Source organism: Bradyrhizobium sp. Leaf396, assembly GCF_001424605.1.
Classification (GTDB): domain Bacteria; phylum Pseudomonadota; class Alphaproteobacteria; order Rhizobiales; family Xanthobacteraceae; genus Bradyrhizobium; species Bradyrhizobium japonicum_C.
Genome location: NZ_LMQJ01000025.1, coordinates 25,795 through 44,792, shown reverse-complemented (window position 1 = coordinate 44,792; position 18,998 = coordinate 25,795). Strand labels below are relative to the sequence as shown.

The 18,998-nt window shown below is 60.9% G+C and carries 23 protein-coding genes; 3 read left to right on the top strand and 20 right to left on the bottom strand.

All coding sequences use genetic code 11. The features are described 5' to 3' along the window. Positions 1 to 99: 99 nt before the first annotated feature. The 6 genes from ASG57_RS36975 to ASG57_RS22680 all read right to left on the bottom strand — a co-directional run bounded on the left by ASG57_RS36975 (position 100) and on the right by ASG57_RS22680 (position 4,818). Positions 100 to 690 carry an RNA polymerase sigma factor gene (locus ASG57_RS36975; protein WP_230646702.1) on the bottom strand — a complete coding sequence of 197 codons (591 nt, stop codon included), beginning with the start codon at positions 688 to 690 and terminating at the stop codon, positions 100 to 102. 121 nt (positions 691 to 811) lie between these two features. Continuing rightward, positions 812 to 1,117 carry a copper-binding protein gene (locus tag ASG57_RS22700; protein ID WP_024342051.1) on the bottom strand — a complete coding sequence of 102 codons (306 nt, stop codon included), beginning with the start codon at positions 1,115 to 1,117 and terminating at the stop codon, positions 812 to 814. A 26-nt stretch (positions 1,118 to 1,143) separates the two neighbouring features. Continuing rightward, positions 1,144 to 1,635 (bottom strand): cupredoxin domain-containing protein, encoded by a 492-nt coding sequence (locus ASG57_RS22695; protein ID WP_024342052.1) that lies wholly within the window; start codon positions 1,633 to 1,635, stop codon positions 1,144 to 1,146. Positions 1,636 to 1,670: 35 nt separating this feature from the next. Next, positions 1,671 to 3,053: a multicopper oxidase family protein gene (locus ASG57_RS22690; protein WP_024342053.1), complete on the bottom strand. Its 1,383-nt coding sequence runs from the start codon at positions 3,051 to 3,053 to the stop codon at positions 1,671 to 1,673. 10 nt (positions 3,054 to 3,063) lie between these two features. Further along, on the bottom strand, positions 3,064 to 4,512 hold the full coding sequence (locus tag ASG57_RS22685) for a TolC family protein (protein ID WP_057197575.1): 1,449 nt from the start codon (positions 4,510 to 4,512) through the stop codon (positions 3,064 to 3,066). Positions 4,513 to 4,521: 9 nt separating this feature from the next. Beyond that, on the bottom strand, positions 4,522 to 4,818 hold the full coding sequence (locus tag ASG57_RS22680) for a hypothetical protein (RefSeq protein WP_024342055.1): 297 nt from the start codon (positions 4,816 to 4,818) through the stop codon (positions 4,522 to 4,524). Between the two features lie 238 nt (positions 4,819 to 5,056). Between ASG57_RS22680 and ASG57_RS22675 the strand changes: the two genes are divergently transcribed. Continuing rightward, the gene (locus ASG57_RS22675) at positions 5,057 to 5,392 is read left to right on the top strand and encodes a hypothetical protein (RefSeq protein ID WP_057197562.1); all 336 of its coding nucleotides are present in this window, start codon (positions 5,057 to 5,059) and stop codon (positions 5,390 to 5,392) included. Between the two features lie 367 nt (positions 5,393 to 5,759). Here the strand turns inward: ASG57_RS22675 and ASG57_RS38025 are convergent, their stop codons facing one another. From ASG57_RS38025 to ASG57_RS22640, 6 genes are all read right to left on the bottom strand, one after another. Next, on the bottom strand, positions 5,760 to 6,023 hold the full coding sequence (locus tag ASG57_RS38025) for a hypothetical protein (RefSeq protein ID WP_155248807.1): 264 nt from the start codon (positions 6,021 to 6,023) through the stop codon (positions 5,760 to 5,762). A gap of 221 nt (positions 6,024 to 6,244) precedes the next feature. After that, positions 6,245 to 6,724: a DUF411 domain-containing protein gene (locus ASG57_RS22660; protein ID WP_028146037.1), complete on the bottom strand. Its 480-nt coding sequence runs from the start codon at positions 6,722 to 6,724 to the stop codon at positions 6,245 to 6,247. Positions 6,725 to 6,735: 11 nt separating this feature from the next. Next, entirely contained in the window at positions 6,736 to 7,512 is a 777-nt protein-coding gene (locus ASG57_RS22655) for a cytochrome c3 family protein (RefSeq protein ID WP_024343372.1), read from the bottom strand. Then, the gene (locus ASG57_RS22650) at positions 7,509 to 8,213 is read right to left on the bottom strand and encodes an iron reductase (protein ID WP_024343373.1); all 705 of its coding nucleotides are present in this window, start codon (positions 8,211 to 8,213) and stop codon (positions 7,509 to 7,511) included. The genes ASG57_RS22655 and ASG57_RS22650 overlap by 4 nt, the downstream gene beginning before the upstream one ends. A 1-nt stretch (position 8,214) precedes the next feature. Further along, complete coding sequence (locus ASG57_RS22645; RefSeq protein ID WP_082529027.1) at positions 8,215 to 10,278, bottom strand: 2Fe-2S iron-sulfur cluster-binding protein; 2,064 nt, start codon at positions 10,276 to 10,278, stop codon at positions 8,215 to 8,217. A gap of 25 nt (positions 10,279 to 10,303) precedes the next feature. Next, complete coding sequence (locus tag ASG57_RS22640; RefSeq protein ID WP_057197557.1) at positions 10,304 to 11,026, bottom strand: Spy/CpxP family protein refolding chaperone; 723 nt, start codon at positions 11,024 to 11,026, stop codon at positions 10,304 to 10,306. Positions 11,027 to 11,249: 223 nt separating this feature from the next. Here ASG57_RS22640 and ASG57_RS22635 point away from each other — a divergent pair, with 223 nt between their 5' ends. Beyond that, a complete protein-coding gene (locus ASG57_RS22635; RefSeq protein WP_024343376.1) occupies positions 11,250 to 13,004 on the top strand; it encodes a DUF3141 domain-containing protein in 1,755 nt (584 codons plus the stop codon). Positions 13,005 to 13,012: 8 nt separating this feature from the next. On the opposite strand, the gene ASG57_RS22630 is transcribed toward ASG57_RS22635, so the two are convergent. The 6 genes from ASG57_RS22630 to ASG57_RS22605 all read right to left on the bottom strand — a co-directional run bounded on the left by ASG57_RS22630 (position 13,013) and on the right by ASG57_RS22605 (position 16,969). Next, a complete protein-coding gene (locus tag ASG57_RS22630) occupies positions 13,013 to 13,426 on the bottom strand; it encodes a DUF1622 domain-containing protein (protein ID WP_024343377.1) in 414 nt (137 codons plus the stop codon). A gap of 50 nt (positions 13,427 to 13,476) precedes the next feature. Then, complete coding sequence (locus ASG57_RS22625; RefSeq protein WP_028146034.1) at positions 13,477 to 14,733, bottom strand: OpgC domain-containing protein; 1,257 nt, start codon at positions 14,731 to 14,733, stop codon at positions 13,477 to 13,479. A gap of 12 nt (positions 14,734 to 14,745) precedes the next feature. Further along, positions 14,746 to 15,399, bottom strand: coding sequence for a YqaA family protein (locus ASG57_RS22620; RefSeq protein ID WP_162250072.1), 654 nt, complete (start codon positions 15,397 to 15,399; stop codon positions 14,746 to 14,748). A gap of 303 nt (positions 15,400 to 15,702) precedes the next feature. Then, on the bottom strand, positions 15,703 to 16,044 hold the full coding sequence (locus tag ASG57_RS22615) for a hypothetical protein (protein ID WP_028146033.1): 342 nt from the start codon (positions 16,042 to 16,044) through the stop codon (positions 15,703 to 15,705). Positions 16,045 to 16,425: 381 nt separating this feature from the next. Further along, positions 16,426 to 16,620, bottom strand: coding sequence for a hypothetical protein (locus tag ASG57_RS22610; protein ID WP_156402779.1), 195 nt, complete (start codon positions 16,618 to 16,620; stop codon positions 16,426 to 16,428). A gap of 130 nt (positions 16,621 to 16,750) precedes the next feature. Further along, the gene (locus ASG57_RS22605) at positions 16,751 to 16,969 is read right to left on the bottom strand and encodes a hypothetical protein (protein WP_024343382.1); all 219 of its coding nucleotides are present in this window, start codon (positions 16,967 to 16,969) and stop codon (positions 16,751 to 16,753) included. Positions 16,970 to 17,315: 346 nt separating this feature from the next. On the opposite strand from ASG57_RS22605, the gene ASG57_RS36970 reads away from it, so the two are divergent. Further along, positions 17,316 to 17,567: a hypothetical protein gene (locus ASG57_RS36970; protein ID WP_061022322.1), complete on the top strand. Its 252-nt coding sequence runs from the start codon at positions 17,316 to 17,318 to the stop codon at positions 17,565 to 17,567. Positions 17,568 to 17,614: 47 nt separating this feature from the next. On the opposite strand, the gene ASG57_RS40080 is transcribed toward ASG57_RS36970, so the two are convergent. Beyond that, positions 17,615 to 17,872, bottom strand: coding sequence for an MBL fold metallo-hydrolase RNA specificity domain-containing protein (locus ASG57_RS40080; protein ID WP_502690810.1), 258 nt, complete (start codon positions 17,870 to 17,872; stop codon positions 17,615 to 17,617). Continuing rightward, the gene (locus ASG57_RS22600) at positions 17,869 to 18,840 is read right to left on the bottom strand and encodes an MBL fold metallo-hydrolase (protein WP_502690809.1); all 972 of its coding nucleotides are present in this window, start codon (positions 18,838 to 18,840) and stop codon (positions 17,869 to 17,871) included. Before ASG57_RS22600 ends, ASG57_RS40080 begins: the two co-directional genes overlap by 4 nt. Positions 18,841 to 18,998: the final 158 nt, after the last annotated feature.

Sequence of the window (18,998 nt, the reverse complement as noted above, 5' to 3'; positions counted from 1 at the left end):
GTCGCTCACCTGCTCCACGTCGCGGCATGCCGACTTCTGTCCGATTGTCCCGCAAGAGACCTCATGGCCACGAGCCCCCCGCCGGCGCCGGTTGGCGCGTCAGGAAGGGCCCCTTCCTCGGGCTTCGCCGCATCGGCACTCCAAAAAACTATCCTCACGACAAATCACGCATTTGTCTTCGAGGCGATCTTTCAGGGCCTGACGGGCGCGGAACAGTCGCACTGTGAGATTATTGACCGTCACACCGAGATCGGCTGCGACCGTTTCCCTCGGCTCGCCCGCAAGGTCTATTCGCCGAATGACCTCGGCGTGTTCCGTCTTCAGCAAAGGCAGATGAGCATACAAACATTCGCAGACCGCATTCTCAAAATCGGCGTCTTGATCCGCGGCAACGCGGTCGCTCAGTTCGGCGGGCAGCGGGACTTCCCTCGTCTTGTTCTTCGTGGTCTGACGATGGAAATCGGCGACCGTCGTGGCCAGAACCTTGCTGAGCCACCCGCGGACCGAATCCGCATCTCGAATGTCGGAAGAACGCTCAAGAGCCCTCAATACGAACGCCTGCAATACCTCTTCCGCGTCCGACGGCGAGCTGAAGCGCTTCTGCAGATAATTCCGTAGACGCTCGTAGCTTCCTACGATCGCCGCCCGAACCGCGCCGTCAGAAGCCGCGGATGGCCGTACTGCGCGCATCCTTGCCGGACTGGCTCCCATATTCCGCGACGACCTCATGACGCTTGTCTCGACACTATGCTGACGGGTTGCTCTTCGGCTCGCGGCGGGGCGCCTCTCGCGAGAGCGCCCCGCCGACGCTCTACCTCGACTTCTGAATCTTGGTGATCGTGATTCCGCCCGTCTGCCGCTCGGCCTCGAACTGAACCTTGTCTCCCACCTTGACCTGCTTGAGCATGGAGGGATCGGAGACCCGGAACACCATGGTCATCTCCTCCTCGTCCATGTTCAGGTTCTTGATGGGACCGTGCTTGAGCGTGATCTTGCCGGCGCTTTCGTCGACCTTCTTTACTTCCCCGGCAGCGAGGTTCCCTTGGGCGAAGGCGACGCTCGGAGCGACGGCGAGTGCGATGGCGAACAGCGCGGATTTGACAGCAGACTTCATCATTTTGATTTCCTCATTGATTTTGCGGCTTACTTCACGACGACCTTCCCGACCATGCCACCCTCACGGTGACCCGGGATAAGACACGCATATTCAAACTCGCCGGCCGTATCGAACTTCCAGAGGATTTCCCCCGTCTTCTTCGGTGCCAGCCGCTTGCCGTTCGGATCGTCGTGCTCCATGTCGGGATTCTTCTTCATCGCCTCGGCGTGCTTGAGATTCTCAGCCGTGGTCGCGAGGATAAATTCGTGGTCCAGCTCGCCGTTGTTGCGAAGCACGAACTTGACCTGCTCGCCCTTCTTCACGTCGACTTTTTCCGGAACGAACACCATTTTGCCGTCGGTCTCGTTCATCGTGACCTGAACGACTCGGGCGGGCTTCTTTGGATCTCCCGGTTCACCCGCGGAATACGTCTCATCCTTGTTGTGGTGCCCTCCTTGATGGTGGCCAGGATCAGCCCATGTCACGGTCGAAAGGGACCAAGCCATCGCGGCAGCGGCGAGCGCGCTGGTGTAGTTCATCTCGTATCTTCCTTTCCTCGATTGCAGTCTCACGATCATGCTCCCTTCATCTTCATGCCTTTCATTCCCTTAGTTCCCTTCGCTCCCTTGCGCTCCCCCGCATTCGGCTGAGTGTCCTGGCGCGGCGGCTCCGCAGCAGGTGTTTCGATCTCATAAGCAACCGTTCCCTTCGGAAACCTGTAAGGCCCCGGATCGCTGTAATCGTCGCGACCTAGTCCCTCGCGGATCTTCATCACGGTGAACATGCCGCCCATTTCGATCGGGCCGAATTGCCCCGAGCCCGTCATCATCGGCAGCGTGTTGTCCGGCAGCGGCATCTCCATTTCGCCCATCGCCATGCCGGTCGAACCCATCGCCATCGAGTCCGGCGCCAGCCGCTTCACCGCCTTGGCGATGTCCTTCTTCGAGACCCCGATCAAGGTTCTGAGGTCGTGCCCCATCGCATTCATCGTGTGATGCGATTTGTGACAGTGAAACGCCCAGTCACCCGGATTGTCGGCCAACACGTCGAAGGCACGGATCGCTCCGACCGGAACGTCGATCGTAGTCTCTGGCCACTGCGCGCTCTCCGGCACCCAGCCGCCGTCCGTGCCGCTGACCGAAAAGCTATGCCCGTGGAGATGGATCGGGTGATTGGTCATCGTCAGATTGCCGATCCGCACGCGGACGCGGTCGCCCAGTCTTACGGGCAGCGGATCGATGCCGGGAAAGACGCGCGCGTTCCAGGACCACATGTTGAAGTTGGTCATCTCCGTGACCTTCGGCAGGTAGGTCCCCGGATCCATGTCATAACTGCTCATCACGAAGACAAAGTCGCGATCGACGGGACGAAAGCCGGGGTCCTTGGGATGCACCACGAACATTCCCATCATTCCCATCGCCATCTGGACCATTTCGTCCGCGTGGGGGTGGTACATGAAGGTGCCGCTGTGCTTGACTTGGAATTCGTAGACGAAGGTCTTGCCCGGATTGATGTGAGGCTGCGTCAGGCCACCGACGCCGTCCATGCCGCTAGGCAGGATCATGCCGTGCCAGTGGACGGTGGTGTACTCCGGCAGCTTGTTGGTGACGAAGATGCGCACCTTGTCACCTTCGACCGCCTCGATCGTGGGGCCCGGCGTTTGTCCGTTGTAGCCCCACAGGTGGGCCTTCATGCCTTCGGCGAATTCGCGCACCACGGGTTCGGCAACCAGATGGAATTCCTTCCAATCGCCGTTCATGCGCCAAGGCAGGGACCAGCCGTTGAGAGTGACCACCGGCCGATATTCGGGTCCGCTGCTCGGGTGCAGCGGCGGCTGGGTGGCCACCTTGTCCATGGTAGGCGCTTCGGGAATGCCCGCGGCCTGAACCCGTCCAGAAACGAGGCTGGCGCTCGCAAGCGCGGTCGCGGTACCGAGAAAACTTCGTCGAGACAACATTTCCATCTCCTTATCCGCCGCTCGCCAATGAGTTGGTCGGTGAACGGCTCTCCTGTTGACTATCGGCACGGCCTCCGCCGTTGACTGCCGTCTGCAGCTCCGACTGCGCCAGCCAGAAATCGCGTCTGGCGTCGATCGACGCGCGCTGGGCCGCAATCCGCAGCTTCGCTTCCGCCAGCAACGCGAACACGTCGATCTGCATGCTGCCGTAGCGCAGTTGAGCTTCATCCGAGATGATGTTGCGCAGCGGCACGACCTCACGCTGGTAGTGACCGGCGATATCGTAGCTCGAGCGATAGACGCGATATGCGTCGCGCGCCTCCGAGCGCACGTTGACGGCCTTTTCCGTCAGCCTGTTGAAGGCAATGTTGTAGCTTTCCGTCGCCTGACGGACGCGGACCTCGCCCCCGTCGAATATCGGGACCTGAAACTGAAGGTCGAAGCCGCGTTCGCGGAACGGCGGGCTTTCGGGGTCTTTGGTCTTTCGATAGATCCCCGCGAGATCGAGCAAGGTGACGAAGCGGGTCGCCTCGGTCAGGTTCAGAGCCTTCGCCAGAACTTCCAGCTCGATGCGGGCTATCTGAAGATCGATGCGGTGGCTGACGGCCTCCACTTCGATGTTGGGCAGCGACTTCGGGGCGCGCGGCAGAGACGGCAGCGCTTTGGGAAGCTTGAAGTCGAGCCGGCCATCCCATACGCCGAGCAGTCTTGCGAGGCGCTCCCGCAAGGACGTTGCCTGCTGCCGCACGGACGCGAGATCGGCCGTGATCTCCGCGTAGAAGACCTGCTCGCGCGCCTGATCGAGTTTGTTCATCGAACCGCTGTGGCCGAGCTTTTCCGCGAGCTGAGCGATCGTCTCGGCCGTGGTCTTCGTCTCCGTCAGAAGTACGACCAGCTCGTTGGCGCCGACCGCCTGGTAGTACGCCCGTCTCACGTCGGCAGCGAGGCGCAGCGTCTCCAAGGCTGCCCGCAGCTGGGCTTCGCGAAATCGTCGTCGCGCGATGTCGGAACGAAAGGGAAGCGTTGCCAGTGCAAGGATGTCGCCGACGACCTGACGTTCGAGTTCGTATCCGCCGTTTCCGGAGATCCGGGAAATGGAAAAGGTCGGGTTCGGAGGCAGGCTCTGCTCGATCGCGTCCGCTTCAGCCAACGCGAGTTCGCTGTAGGCGGCCTGAAGTCCACGGTTGTTCAGCAGCGCGATCTGCACCGCGGTGTCGACCGTCAGGGTTCGGCGCAGGAGCTGGGCGATCAGCGTATTGGCCAGATCGTCATCGTCGGCCGATCGGATCGCGATCACATCTTTCCTTATGGTGTTCGCCGCGACGTCCGCGACGCCGGACATCCCGGCATCGGGAGAGAAGGCGGCACAACCGCCGAGCAGGACCGAGACCGACAGCGCAAGGATGCCTGTTCTCGAAGCGGTCGTGAGCGAAATCGTGTTTCGAGCCGTGAGCGTCATGTCCATCCCCTACCGCTCGTTCTTCGGCGTGGGCGCCACGCGCTGATTCTGTTCGCGCCATCCGGCCGGCGAGATCGGGCGCAGGCTGACGTAGGGGGCGACCGTGGGCCTGTATCCGACCCGCCGGACCTTTACTCCCGGATCTGCGGGATCGGCACCCACCAAAGGCACGGTCGTCGAACAGCCGGCAAGAAACGGGCCGACCAGAACAATCAGAATCGTGCGCCGGATGACCGCGCGTCTGGATCCCGTTCTCGTGAATGCATTGAATGCGGCGGCGTCGTTCGCCGCCATTTGCGCCAGCATGTAAATCCCCTGAAAAGCACCGACGTACGAGTACTCGCGCCCCAAGCCGGAGCGCGGCAGCCCATCAATTCACGTGCTTTCAGGCTATCGGGGGTCGGTACAGCGGACCCAGCGCTCTGCCGGCAAGAACCAAATCCGGCCGGGCGTCGCACCGCGACGGCAGAGGTGCGAACTGCAGGAGCGAAGGCCCTTGAGGGGACACGGCGTTAAGGCACAGCACCGACCCGCAGCAATTGCCATGCTGGTCGGGGCGGTCCTGGTCAGCATGACCCGCCGCGGGCGAGGTCCCATCATGCGAGTGAACCGCGACCTTGGCATCGCCGTGACTGTGCTTATGCCCGTCATGGCTATGCTGGTGGTCGTGGCTGTGCTGATGCTTCTGGGCGTGCTCATGAGCCGGCAGGGTTTCGTGGGCGCGCTGAGCCACTACTTCGGCGAGGCCGGCCGGAAACGGCGCGGCGATGGACGGCGTCAACGACCCGAGCAGATACGTGATGGCGACGAGCCACCCCCACCATCTGCGCGCAGGCTTTCTGAAGCCAATCATCCCATTTACCGCCATTCCGAAGACTAAAATATAGCCACTGTTGGGCACGACGCCAATAGAAGAAACGCCCGGTCAACTACCCTTTTGGGCGCTCAACGAGCCCGCTTTGCCTTCCGTCGCGGAACCACCATCGGCTTGGCGTCGGGGCCGGCCCCAGGATACGCGTATGAAGGGGGCAGGATTTCGATCGCCTGCCCTGGGCTACTTCGAGCCTCGTTAGGCCAGTAGCGCCGGTCGGAGATGGTCACGCCCGCCTGGGCGTCGAACGTGGAGATTGAGGCGAGCACCGGGACCAGAAGACATAGGAGTCTTGTCCTCGTCGACATGCCTCGCCTCAAGCTCTCAGCGCAGCGGGTGCTCATGTTCAATTTTATCATAGGAGCGAACGGGCTCGTCATTGTTGATCGAGGTCAAACGTGTGCCGCGGGCCGCAGGTGCCCCCGGCATCCGGCCTGTTATCGTCGCCGCTGATCACACTGCCACGCAGGGCGCCTTCATCGGGCGACGCTGCCGACAGTTCGCTGCGATCAAGCATGTGGCCGGCCGCCGACGAGCTCGCGCCAGGGTTTTCGGGACTTCCAGAGGCAGGCTTGGGAAGCTTGGGAGCAAACTGCCGGTTCGTAAACAGGTAGTAGCCGTCCCGGGCGAAAGCCGTCATCGCGGACTTTCCCCGCAGACACGGCTGACGCGCGTTCCTGCCCTTCAAGATGCGCACGAAGCGCCAACCCGGGCTCAGCAGCAGATTTGGAATCGGATTGTAGGTCGGCACGACCGCGTAGAACTCGCGCGCGAATGTGCTTGCAAGGAGCACATAGGCCGGCTCGTTTGCGCGGTTGCGCCGGCTCGGACATCCCGGGTTCTTGCTGCCCATCATCGTTTTCAGCCGACTTCGTCGGAGCCGATGAACTCCATGTAGGTGCGGCGTCCGTGCGGGCCGAACAAAACGACCGAATACTTCTGAGGTTTGCCGCTCATGCCCGGAGATCCCTGGGGCATCCCGGGCACTGCGATGCCCGCGGCCTCGGGTCGTTCAGCAAGCAGCCTGTTTATCGCGGCCACAGGCACATGCCCTTCCACGACGTAGCCTACGATTTCAGCCGTATGACAGGCAGCCAGGTCCGAGGGGACGCCCAGACGGTTGCGGATCGCGTTCAGACCGCTCGTTTCTTCAACCTTGACGGAGAACCCCGCCTCGTCGAGGTGCTTCGCCCAAGCGCCGCAGCAGCCGCAGCTGGGGTCCTTGTGGACCAAGACGGCCGCGGCCGCGCGGAGCGGAAGGGGCGCCAGCGCGATCCCTAGAATGCAACCGCAAACCATCCGGCGTGAAAGTCGAAGCTTCGCAGACGAATTTGGCGTCATGTCCCTATCCCTCAATGGTGTTTGAACCAACCGATATCCTTTATGTCGTTGAAAGAATCGGTGCGGTGACAAAGAAAGCACTGGTTTACACGCGCATGGTGTTGCCCCGTGATCATCTGGTCCATCATCACGAAGTGGTGCATGTAGTGGCTCGGCGGCGCCTGGTGGCATTGCGCACATTCCTTGGAGGTGGGCGAAGGATGGAGGAACTTCGCAATTCTCCATGTATCGATTGCGTGACAGCTCGCGCATTCGCGCCCGAACAGTCCGCGGTGCGGTTCTCGATTGCTGTGACAGCTGACACAGTCGAGGCTGGCCTTCTCCGCTTCGTCGGAATTCGGTACGCGCAGGAATTTCTTCAGATCGGCGACCATCTGTCCCGTGATTGCGCGCGCAGACGTGTTTGCTTCATGTGGAAACGCCCCAATGCGCAATAGCGCGGCGTGATCCATCCTCGTCGGCCGCACGCCGCCCGCATGCTCGAGATGGCAGCCGCGGCACTCCTTGCTCGTCGCGTGGAATGCCGTCGCTTGCTTCCCGAGATCCGCAGCGGCCGTCGTGTGACAGGCGACACAGGCCGCGGCTTCAACGCCTTTGGTCGGCGTATGACAACTTTCGCATTTATTGGATAGGAAGGCATGCTTCTCCGAGAGCGGCCCGGGAAGCACTGCGTCCGTCCAACCCGAGACAGCCATAGAACCATCCCTGTACAATCCGGCGGATACCGCCGCCACGCCCGCGATGGCAAGCGTCGCGAAGATCGCGTAGATGAGCGCCCGAACGCTCACGTGAGCCACCGAAGCCCGTAATAGACCTCGCCTGCGATATGGAGCGCCAACAGCGCGTACATCGCGATCGCCGCAAGCACGTGGAATCCGATCCACTGCGTGAAGACCTTCTTGACGGCCTCTTGGGATCCGATCGCATACTCGAGATCCGAAATGCCCTCGACGAGCTGCAGGATCGGCACTTCCTGCAGCGCTGAAGCACTCGTGGGAGGATCGTCGTCAGCGGATGCTTCGCGCGCGGACAGGATGAGCGCGGTCCGGTCGTAGGTAGACCGCAACGTTGCAAGGCGAGACTGCCGCTCCCGTATTTCGGCGGCGGTCTGCGGCAAGTAGTACCGCCCCACGAATCCGGTGACGACAACAACCAGCAGGCTGGCTACGAGCGCGATTCCAAGCGGGCTTTGATATTTGTGTCCGGTATGCAGGAGCGCGAGAAACGATGCCGCAATGCCGGCGTAGACGTGAAAACCAAGTAGCGCGCGCATCGAGACGACGCTGGTGACGATGGTCTTGAAGTTTCGGCCGTACTTCGCGAGTGGATAGACGAGGAGGAGAAGCATCAGGCCGGCGGCCGACGCGCCGAGAGCAAATCCAGCGAGGCTTCCGGCGAACCTCTCATCGGAATGAAGCAAGAATGCCGGAATCAGCAACAGCAGGCTGGCGAGGACGACATCGACGATCAGCCGCTCTCTGTCACCCATCTCAGGCCTCGACGACCAGGTTTCCGATGGATTTCGCCTGGCAAGCCAGGATCATGCCCTTGGCTCTGTCCTCCTCGGTGAGCGCATCCTGGACTTCCATCGTGACGCTGCCTTCCAGCAGGTGCGTCTTGCAGATGCCGCAGATGCCCGCGCGGCAGGAATAGTCGATCGGCACGCCGACAGACTCGGCGACTTCGAGCACGCTCTTGTCCGGAGGCAACTGCGCGACCTTGCCTGATCTGGCGAAGCGGACGGACGCCGTGGCCGGACCGATGGCTGCGGCGCCACCGTTCTCGGATTTCGTGCTCTCGGTGACGGTCCTGCCGGGAGGCGGAACGGCCCCGAGCGCGGGGCCGAACGCCTCAGTCTTGATCTGTTCGGACGGGACTCCAAGCTCGCCGAGGGTCTTCTTGATCGCCTGCATCATTCCGGGAGGGCCGCACAGATGCACACGGCGTCGGGCCAGATCGGGGACGGCCCGCGTCAGGAAATCGGCCGTGATCTGGCCCTCGCTTCCCATCCACGACGTGCCGGCCGCGCGCGCCATAGTGGCTGCGACGTGGAGATTGTTCATCCGCCGCTGCAGGTATTCCAGGTCGTCCCTGAAGATGAACTGTTCGGTCGTCTGCGCACCGTACACCAGGTGGACTTGGCCCGGCCAAGCGATGTCGAACAGATACCTTATCGCAGCCATCAACGGCGTGATACCGACCCCCCCGCCGATCAACACGACGCTGTCGGCCTCCTTTCCACTGAAAGTGAAGGCGCCGGAGGGAGCCATCACGTCGAGCAGGTCTCCTTCTTTGATCTTGTCGTGCATGTAGTCGGAGAAGACTCCGCCGTCCTCGCGCTTGATGGTGGTCTCGACGTAAGCCGTCTGGGCGGCGGATGACGCGATAGTGTAGGATCGCCTGACGGTCTTCCCGTCGATCTGGGCGGAGTAGGTCAGAAACTGGCCGGGAAGAAACGTGAAAGGAATCGAGCCGCCTTCCGGATCCCGGAGACGAAACGTCTTCACGCTCGGAGTTTCCTTGAAGATTGCGCAGACCTTGAGTTTGCCTTTCCAGAGCTGCCCCGGCGTCGTCGAACCGCCGGTTGCGCGCATCGTCGAAACCGTCGCAGTTCCTTCCGGAGAGTCGCTGCGCGTAAACGATGGCTTGACCGCAGGGCCATCGCTCGACCCGCCCTGCCGCTGAAACGCCGGCGAGGCAACCGGTGGCGTCGGTGCGAGCGCCGGCGCCTTTGTCAGCCTATCGACCAGAGCGTTGGCTCGGCGCATTCGCGCCACATAGACCGCAAGCATCCCCGACGAGAAGGCCGCGAGCAGTCCCATCGTTACGACATGAAACCAGGAAATGCCCAGGACTCCCTCGGCAGTGAAGGTCGCCGGCGGCGGCAGGAGATTCATCTGCGCCTTGAACCAATTTTGCGCGATCTGCTGCGGAGATTTTCCTTCGCTCAACGAACGCAGCACGGTCACGCCGCTTTGCACCTGATCGAGAGACCCGCGAATTCGACCGGAAGCCTGATCGGCGGCGGCGATGTCGCCTCCCGCCATGGCATGGCGCAGGTCCGCTTCCGCGGCAGAAAGACCATCGATTCCGGAGTTGATGCGGGCACGGGCCTCGGATTCAAGGTCGCGCCGCCGCTCAGCGGAGAGGGCGGGCATTTCCATCAACGATGGATAGAACTCCTTGCGTGGGCGGCCCATCATCTCGCCCATAATCCCGGTTTCGCCCATCATGCCCGGATTGGAGCCGCTCGACGAAGGTGCCGGCGAGCCGCCACTTGGAGCTGCCGGACTGTTCGATTGAGGAGCGCTCGCGCCTCCGGAGCCGGGAGCGCCGGGATGATGCGCCGAGTGATTGTCCTCGGCCTGCGCCAACCGCAAATCGGCCGGCCATCCGAACTCCGCATCGAGACGCTTGGGGCTATCGCGATCCCGTAGCTGCTCTGCCGAGAGCTGCGCGGTTGCAGCGATGGAGGCCCCTGCGAGAAATAGGGTGCAGAGGCCCGCCACCCAAAGACCACCGCGATTTCGAAACACCAGCTCGAATATCGACATGGCCTCTGCCTTCACGAAGAGGTCGTCAGAACGTCGCGATTAAAGGCAGCAGGATGGCATCAGCCGTCTGCTTCTGCCCGTCGCTAAGGGTCCCGTACAACCGAGCGAATGCAGAGCGCGCCGATTTGATCGCTTCCAAGCGCTCACCCAAATGATGCTCGTAGCGGTCAAGGCGCTCGGGGCCGGCCGCTTTGTCATCCATCACCAGCAGCTTGCGCGCTTCCAGCAGGTGCTGACGGCTGGAGCGCAGCGCGTCCGCCAGAACGTTCCAATCGGCCGTCTGCTTGTCGGTGATCTGCAACTCGGTCTTGAGGAACGCGATGCGCCCCTCCAGTCGCTCGGTGACGTCGGCGGGGCCGCTCGCGCTTGCACCGGCACCGGAACCCATGCCGTTCATCTGCTGATTCATGCGGCCATGCATTCGCTCCATCATTTGCATCATCGGCATCATGTTGGAGTCGCGCGGCTGACAGCCGGCGCCCTGACAGTCCTGCATCTGACCCGGCATGGGCATCTTCATCTTGTCGTCCATGCGACCGCCGCCAGTGCTCTGCGACTGGCTGCCGGGCTGCCCCATGTTCCCCATGTTGTTCGCGGTGCCGCTGGACGAATCGGGTTTCTTCTTCATCTCGTCCATCATGGCAAGCTGCGCGCGTTCCGCCGCCACAAGCTTGCCCGCCGGCGACCCAGCAGCCAGGCCCAGGACGGCAACCGCCGTTATCGCAACGAACCTCTTGATATTATCCATGGCCTATCTCCTATCGTGACGCTGATGGATGCCCCCAGCTTGCCTGCCAACTCAGGACCGGATCAAGCTGAGCCAGATCAACAGCGCAAGTCGAGCCAGACGGCAGATTGGGCGCACCAATTAATATAGACGGAGAGTCCGCTGAAAAATTACAGTGGTCTCGCGCCGCCAGTTTCGCTACCAGCTTCCTCTTCCGACAGCGGTGAGGCATGAGGCAGGCCCAATGCAAGCTTCCACCTGCACGCAATGCGTGCCGCAAGAAACCAATCGTGACGGTCGTGCTGACGGCGGCTTCGAAGAGGCACGCGACCGCCTCCTGAACCCGGCAACGGATCAGGGCGCATTATGGGCATACAGTCGCGATTTTTGGGAACGTTCGATCCTCTTCTGGGACACGCTTCGACAACGAGCCGACGATCTGATCGAGCATGAGCGCCGGGGGCTGCCGCCTCTCCTGGACTTCCGCTTCGAGACGATTCTCGACGCGCGCCAGTTCGAGCGTCCGGTCAATTACGTCTTGCTGCGCATCCTACCCGAGCACGAATCTGCCAGCGGTCCAGGCAGCGAGAAGAAGCCGCCGATATTGATCCTGGACCCGCGGGCGGGACATGGGCCGGGCATCGGCGGATTCAAGCAGGACTCCGAAGTGGGCATCGCCCTCGCCAACGGCAATCCGGTCTATTTCGTCTCGTTTTTTCCGCAACCTTGTCATGGACAAACCCTCGCCGATGTGTTGCACGCGCTCCGGCGCTTCGTGGAAGCCGTAGCCCACCGCCACCCAGATCGACCGCCTATCCTTTACGGCAATTGTCAGGCCGGTTGGGCGGTCACCCTGCTTTCGGCGGATTGCAGTGGCCTCGTCGGTCCGGCGGTACTCAACGGGTCGCCCCTCTCCTATTGGTCGGGAGAAGCAGGGATCAACCCCATGCGCCTCGCCGCCGGGTTCAACGGGGGAGCCTGGCTTGTACACCTCGTGTCCGATCTCAGCGACGGCCGGTTCGATGGCGCCTGGCTCGCCCAGAACTTCGAGAATCTCAAGCCCGAGGCACAGTGGGAGAAATACGCCGATCTGTTCACGCATATCGATCGGGAACGCGAACGCTTTCTGGACTTCGAGCGCTGGTGGGGGAGCTTCTTCTTCCTCAGCCGTGAGGAAATCCTGGCGATCGTCGAGAACCTGTTCATCGGCAATCAGCTCGAGGGCGGCCGCTTCCGAATCTGTGAACACTGCTTCGCCGACCTTCGCCGCATCAGCAACCCGCTCGTGATATTTGCCTCCTACGGCGACAACATCACGCCGCCGCACCAGGCGCTCGGCTGGATTCCCGTCGTGTACAAGACCACGGAACAGCTGATCCAGGCTGGCCAACGCATCGTCTATTTGACGAACCCCCACGTAGGCCATTTGGGAATTTTCGTCTCTGCTAAGATTGCCCAACGCGAGCACCGGGCCATTCTTGCCAGCCTCTCGGAAATCGAAGGGCTGGCACCGGGCCTATACGAGATGAAGATCGAAGAGGCAGACTCTTCGGGCGCGTCCAATCTGCCTTTTGCGGTTCGGTTCGAATCCCGACGTGTCGAAGAGCTCAAATTCCTGCCGCCGGATCCTGCTTTCGAGCGAATTAGGGATTTTTCGGAGGCGGCTGAAGCCATCTACAGGACCTTGTTCAGTCCCTTCGTCCAGGCCACCTCGAATCCCTTGACGGCGGAAGCAGCCAAATGGTTTCACCCGATGCGGATGAGCCGTTATCTGCTCTCGTCATCCTTTTCGCCGTGGCTCCGCGGACTCCCGGAACTTGCCAGCTCGATCCGCGATACCCATGTCCCGCTTGCAGGAGACAATCCGTACCTTGGCGCCGAACGGACGTTCATCGGCCTGACCGCCTCGCTGATCGAGGCGACCCGAATAAATCGCGACGCCGCGCTGGAACGCATGTTCGAGTTCCTGTACGGCCGTACGTCCTCTCGCGGGGTCTGATCGCCCGTTTAGAGTTCGGCGCGATCAGCCTCGTCGGCAAGCGACGTGCGCCGCTGCCAAGGCAACCGGCCCTCGATTTCAATCTGAAGCGAGAAGCTCAAGAAGGTGCGGATCACGATAATAAGGGCAAGGATTCCCAGTCGATCGAATGACGGCACTATCGCGACCATACCGATGATATCGGCGGCAATCAGGAACTCCAACCCGAGCAAAATGCCTCGACCGAGGTTCGCCCGATAAGAGCGAAATGCATCGGCAAATCCCCCGTGCCGCAATTCGCGAAGCGACCAGACGGTTGCGGCTACCACGCCGCAGACGATCACCACCACACCGAGCAGTTCGATGGCCGACGCGGTCCAGTGAAGTCCGTGCAGAATCGCGCCTTGCGTTTGCTCGTTGAAGATCCGCTCCGAGGTTATCATCCGCGTCCACCATACGCTCCCCCACCCGACGGACGATCTTGGTCCGTCGGCTAGATTTGCGGCTCGCCACCTGCGCCTGCCGGCGTCGATCTATTTCCCCCGGAAGACAAACTCTTGTCGAGCTGCTTCGACCAAGTGCGATAGTAAGCGATGATCGTCAGGATGCACAGGCCGGCGGCGCCGACCAGGAGCTGGACCAAAATCCCCTTCGAACCGAATTCCAGCACAAAATGGACCACGAAAGAAAGAAAGAGACCCACGCAAAAGACCGGCAACGATTGCTGGCCGCACCTGATCAGCGGCTTGAAGATGGGCCACTGCAATCCGGGCCAGTCGATGGGAATGAGAGCGACGACGATGAATACCAGGCTGGCCAAATGGATCACTCGGTAAGGCGCGAGATTGGTCTTGTCGTTGGGGATGAACATTTCATCGATCGAATCGGGAATGAGCTGTCGTAGCTCCGGAATCCGCTCCGCCAGGGTGATCACGAGAGCAAACAGCAAGACGCCGGCACTAAGCGCATAGAGAATCCGAAAACGGAGCAGCCTTCGACTGGCCTCGGCGCCCCCGAGCGCGAGCCAGGCTCCAAGAACGAAGAGCAACTGCCAGGCATAGGGATTGAAGTACCACACTCCCGCAGGATAGGATTGGAAGTTCCAGCCGTAGTGGCGAGCGGCCAGGTATAGCCCGATCGATCCGACCACGACGGCGTTGCGCCATCGCAGCATGAACCAAAGTACGATCGGGAATGCCGCCATCAACACGATGTAGAGTGGCAGGACGTCGAGATTGAGCGGCTTGAATTTCAGCGCCAATCCCTGCGAAAGCGTCTCGACGGGAAAATTCATAAGGTGCGCGACGTTGAATTGATCCATAAGATGCGGATCATCGAACCTGTGCGAAAGGTAATGCACCGAAGTGAGGTAAAACAAGAAAAGCAGCAAATGGGCGGCATAGAGTTGCCACACTCGGCGTAACAGCCTCGTCGCTCCGACTACAAAGCCGCGATCCATCATAATCTTACCGAATACGAGGGTCGCGGTGTATCCGGAGATCAACACGAACAGGTCGGCTCCATCGCTGAAGCCGTAGTTCCGGGTGGTGAACCAGGCGAGCGCCGAGTCCGGGATGTGACCCAGGAAGATCAGCCAGTTCGCCAGTCCGCGAAATAGATCGAGGCGGAGATCGCGCTGAGACTTCGGCAGCACAGATCTCACGGTGATCGTGTCCCAAAGCCGCTCTCGTACGAAGATCGCTATCTTCAGCGTCCGGCCGGTCCCGCGGCCAGTCGTTTCGTGAGGCAAGCCTGCTCCCCTTCATTCCTGATGATGGGTTTCCGCGCCACCGGCAGGGGTGACGAAAGTTCGTATCTTACGGCTCGTTGTCATACGGGCAACCATCAGGCTTCGCACTCGATAAGGAACGCGGTGGGCGCGCGAACCGCGTTGGGTGAGGAAGCGCAGGGCCTCGGGAAAGCGAACGGCTAGATATGCATATGCCAAGTACTTGATGATCTTCCCGGCAAGAATGGCGACGAAGACGTCAGCGGTCTGCAGTCGATAGATTCCAGCTACCGCGAGCATCGGCACTTTGGGAACGGGCAGCGGCAAGGCCATCATTGCGAATATGGCGAGGATACCGTATTTCGACAGCCAATCCGTCGCCTGCGACCAAGCTTGCGAGTCCGCAAGCTCGGGGTAACGCGCAAGCAATATGCTCCAGCCGAAATGGTGAAAGGTGAGGTACAGGCCGAGGGACGCGGTCGCGCTTCCGACGGCCGCCATCAAGGCGATCATCGTCCATCGGCGTCGGCAGGCCAGGGACGCCACGACTACCAACCACTCCACGGGAACGCTCATCGTCAGCGTGGAAAGGAAGGCGATCGCTCCAACCAACGGCGGAAACGAGCTGCGCTCGGCCTGACCGAGGACTATCTCGAAGAATTTGTGCGTCGTGGCGTGACCGATCATTGGCTCTCCGTTGCCCGCCATTCGCAGCCGTTCTCACTGTCGTTCTGTCTTGAAAGCCTCAGTCGACCCGCCGAGATCGATCGGTGTAGGTTCGCCATTTTCTGGTTCGAAACTCGCCCAATGGTCGACCTGCACCGGCCTTCAAGGCGCATCATCGTCTTATGATCGTCGAGGCGATGATAGCAGTTCGATCCATCTTCGAACTCTGTTGCCGCTTGAGGGAAGTCTCCCTGTGGCGACAACAGAGTGTGCCCGACAGTCCGGGGCTATTCTGATCTGTCGGGCAACCGTTCCCTTGGTAGACTACTTGGAGCCAGTCGACGGCGCAGCGGAAGGATTCGCGCCGGTGGTCCCGGTAGAATCTCTCGACGGAGCTGAGCCGTCCTGCTTCATTCCCGACCCCATCCGACCATGGTCGCCTTCCATTCCTTTTCGGTGCATTTGGTCCCCCATCTTGCCCATCCCATCCCGCATCATCTCGTGGCCCATGCCGGACCTCGGCTGAGTGGACGGATTCTGTTGCGGGGCATTCTGCTGATTCTGATTGTCCGGCGTCTGCTGCTGGGCAGACGCAGCCCCGGACACGCCCAAGATCGCTGCGAGCGCGATAGCTGCCGCAAGCCTTCCTTGACTGATGAACTTCATCGTGATCTCCAATTCGTGATTTTTGGCGGCCAGTTTCGGCACTGGTGTCGGGACGCTATGGCCGCTCGCCGAGCTCACATTGACCAATGTCAAATGGAAGCCGTGCGGCCAAGCAATCTTTTTGCGTCAGTTCGGTGTAATAGATCGAGGCGCCCGTCGTCACTAATTGGTAGCTGTTAGTTTTCCAGCTTTCAACAGCGGGGGACCTCGATAGCAACTGCAGCCGGCATTGAAAGAAGGGCCGATCGCCCAGGCCGTTGACCATCGGATTGTGGCGGAGTCGGTTGGAGCCGAGCGCGCCTCTCCCGCATGTGCCAAAACCGAAGGCCTCGACCGGCTCCTGTTAGCTCTGCCTTCTCGCCCATTCCACGACGTCAACGTTCATTGGTGGCTGCAAGCCGAAAGTAGGCGCTCCTTCCAGAAACGACCGGACCTGGCGAAGACGTTGTATCCGACCCATCGGTGTCGCTTCATGCGGTCGAGCAGGCGAAGATCGTCGAGCCTGACGAACCTCCGGACGGCAGGATCGAACACCATCAGCGAAAGCGAGTTCTCTTCCATGAGATAGCGCGACACGGAATGCTTCCTATCGGAGCCAGGCACGGTTTCGAGCTTCTCGTGACTTGTCCCCGCGCCTCGCCGGCTGCACCTGCGATCGCGGCGTGACGGCAACGGAAGCGATTCCCATTAAGCTCAGCATTCCGATTCAGACGTTCACGTTCAAGCCACCCACCTCGATCGCAAGCGCGTGTTGCGCGCCGAAGGGCTTGCTCGAGGCGAGGACCGACCAGTATCCGAAGTTTGCGCAGCAATCGACGAACTCATACCTCTCATCGCGCCCGCAGTGCGGGAGAGCGTTGATCTCTTCTTCGTAGTCGTAGCTGCGGTTGAGGAGCCTACTCCAGTAGGCATCGCAGAACGGCATAGCGAATGTCGCGTCCTCATTTCAGGCGCGCGACGATTTCGCGGTGCGCGTTGACCGAACCGATTAGGCGACAGCCCAAGCCGTAACCGCGGTGGCCGAAGGATCCTACTCTGTTAGTTGTTGGTGACCCGAACTGACTCAAAAATAAATCTAATGAGCCTGTAAGAAATCCGAGGCTCGCGCGTCGCGAATCGCTGCCCCCAATTTGTGCATTGCAGACTGCTTCGATGGGAGCGACTCTTGATCTGGCTCAACTGTTCCGCTCGAGGTTCAGCTTGATTGTTTCTGAATCAGACATCTGGTTTGATTGCCATTGAAAGAACTTCGTCGAAACAGGAGAAAGAAAATGAACGCCCGCAAGTTGTTTTTGGCCGCAACCATTGCCTCCTTCGTTACGCTGCCGGCAATCGCGCAGACCGCCCCTTCCCCGAGCGATGGCGGACATCACTATTCAGGTGGACCAAGGGCCGAGCCGCACCACATGGGAAAGAAAGAGAGTACGGCCCCGAAGAAGAAGTCCTCCGGCGGCAGCCATCACTATGGCGGCGGACCCAAGTCCGATTTGCCGCATCATATCGGGCCTAAGAAGGATCAATGATCGGAGCGCGGTGATCCACGAACTGGCTTGTGGGATCACTGCTTCGTTCAACCGAGTCTCCTGAGTTCGTTCAGGCAGGATGCAGGTCCATCCCGTTCCTTCGCGATGCGAGTCTGCAGCGCCCGGGCGGCTCGCGGCTCGCCATGAGTAACGAACGTCCTCCTCGGCGCTGCCCCGGCGCTCTTGAGCCATTCGATTGTTTCGTCGGCATCCGCGTGTGCAGAAAGGGCATCGATGTTGCGAACCTCGGCGGCGACCGGGACATCCTCGCCGTGGATCCGGATCGTCCTTGCACCTGATATCATCGCCGCCCCTCGCGTCCCCTCGGCCTGATAGCCTGCAAGACCGTACTCTTCTGATCCGACGCGAAGCGTTTCAGATGATGGAGCACCCGGCCGCCGGTCGCCATTCCGCTCGCGGAAATAATGACCTTCGGAACTGGGCTGTCGCTCAGGCGCTTCGAATCCTCGACGGAACGGATATAAGTCGCGACAGCGCACGTTCTCTTGCATTCCTCGTGCGACAACTTTTGATCGGACCTGAATTTGCAGAAGATTTCGCTCGCATCGACGGCCATCGGACTGTCGAGGAAGATCGGCACGTTGCGCAGGCCACCGGCCAATTTGATGCGTGCGAAGTAGTAAAGCAGCGCCTGAACGCGGCCAACCGCAAACGCCGGAATGACCACCGTGCCGCCGCGTTTCGCCGTCGTGCCGACGATCTCCTCGATCGTACGTTGAGGATCGATCTTCGGGTGCGAGCGGTCGCCATAGGTCGATTCGACGACGAGGTAATCGGTTTTTGCCAACGGCTCGGGCTGCAGCATGATCGGATCGTCGTGCCGACCAAGGTCGCCGGAAAATGCGATCGAGGTTCGCTCCCACCCGATCTCAATCCAGGAAGCCCCCAGGATGTGGCCGGCGCGTCGGAGCACCAGATTTGCGCCGCCCGGCAGGCTGTGGTCATCGTGAAAAGATGTTGGCTTCAGCAGACGCAGGGCCGCTTCGGCATCCTTTACCGTGTAGAGCGGAAGAGCAGGCTTATGTTTGGAGAAGCCGCGCTTGTTGGCAAATCGCGCATCCTGCTCCTGCAGATGCCCAGAGTCGCGCAGCAGCACCTCGCATAGGGCGGCTGTCGCTTCGGAACAGATGATCGCTCCGGCGAATCCCTGCTTCACCAGAAGGGGAAGCCCGCCGGAATGATCGAGATGGGCGTGGGTTAGGACGACAGCGGAGATGCCGGCCGGCTGGACCGGGAATCTCTCCCAATTCATCTAGCGAAGAGACCGACCGCCTTGAAAGAGACCGCAATCGATGAGAATCCGATGGGACGGGGATTCGAGAAGATATTTGGAGCCCGTAACCGTCCCCGCCCCCCCAAGAAAGACAACTTCAAACTCATTCAGTCCCTCTGAATTGCGGACCAGACCGT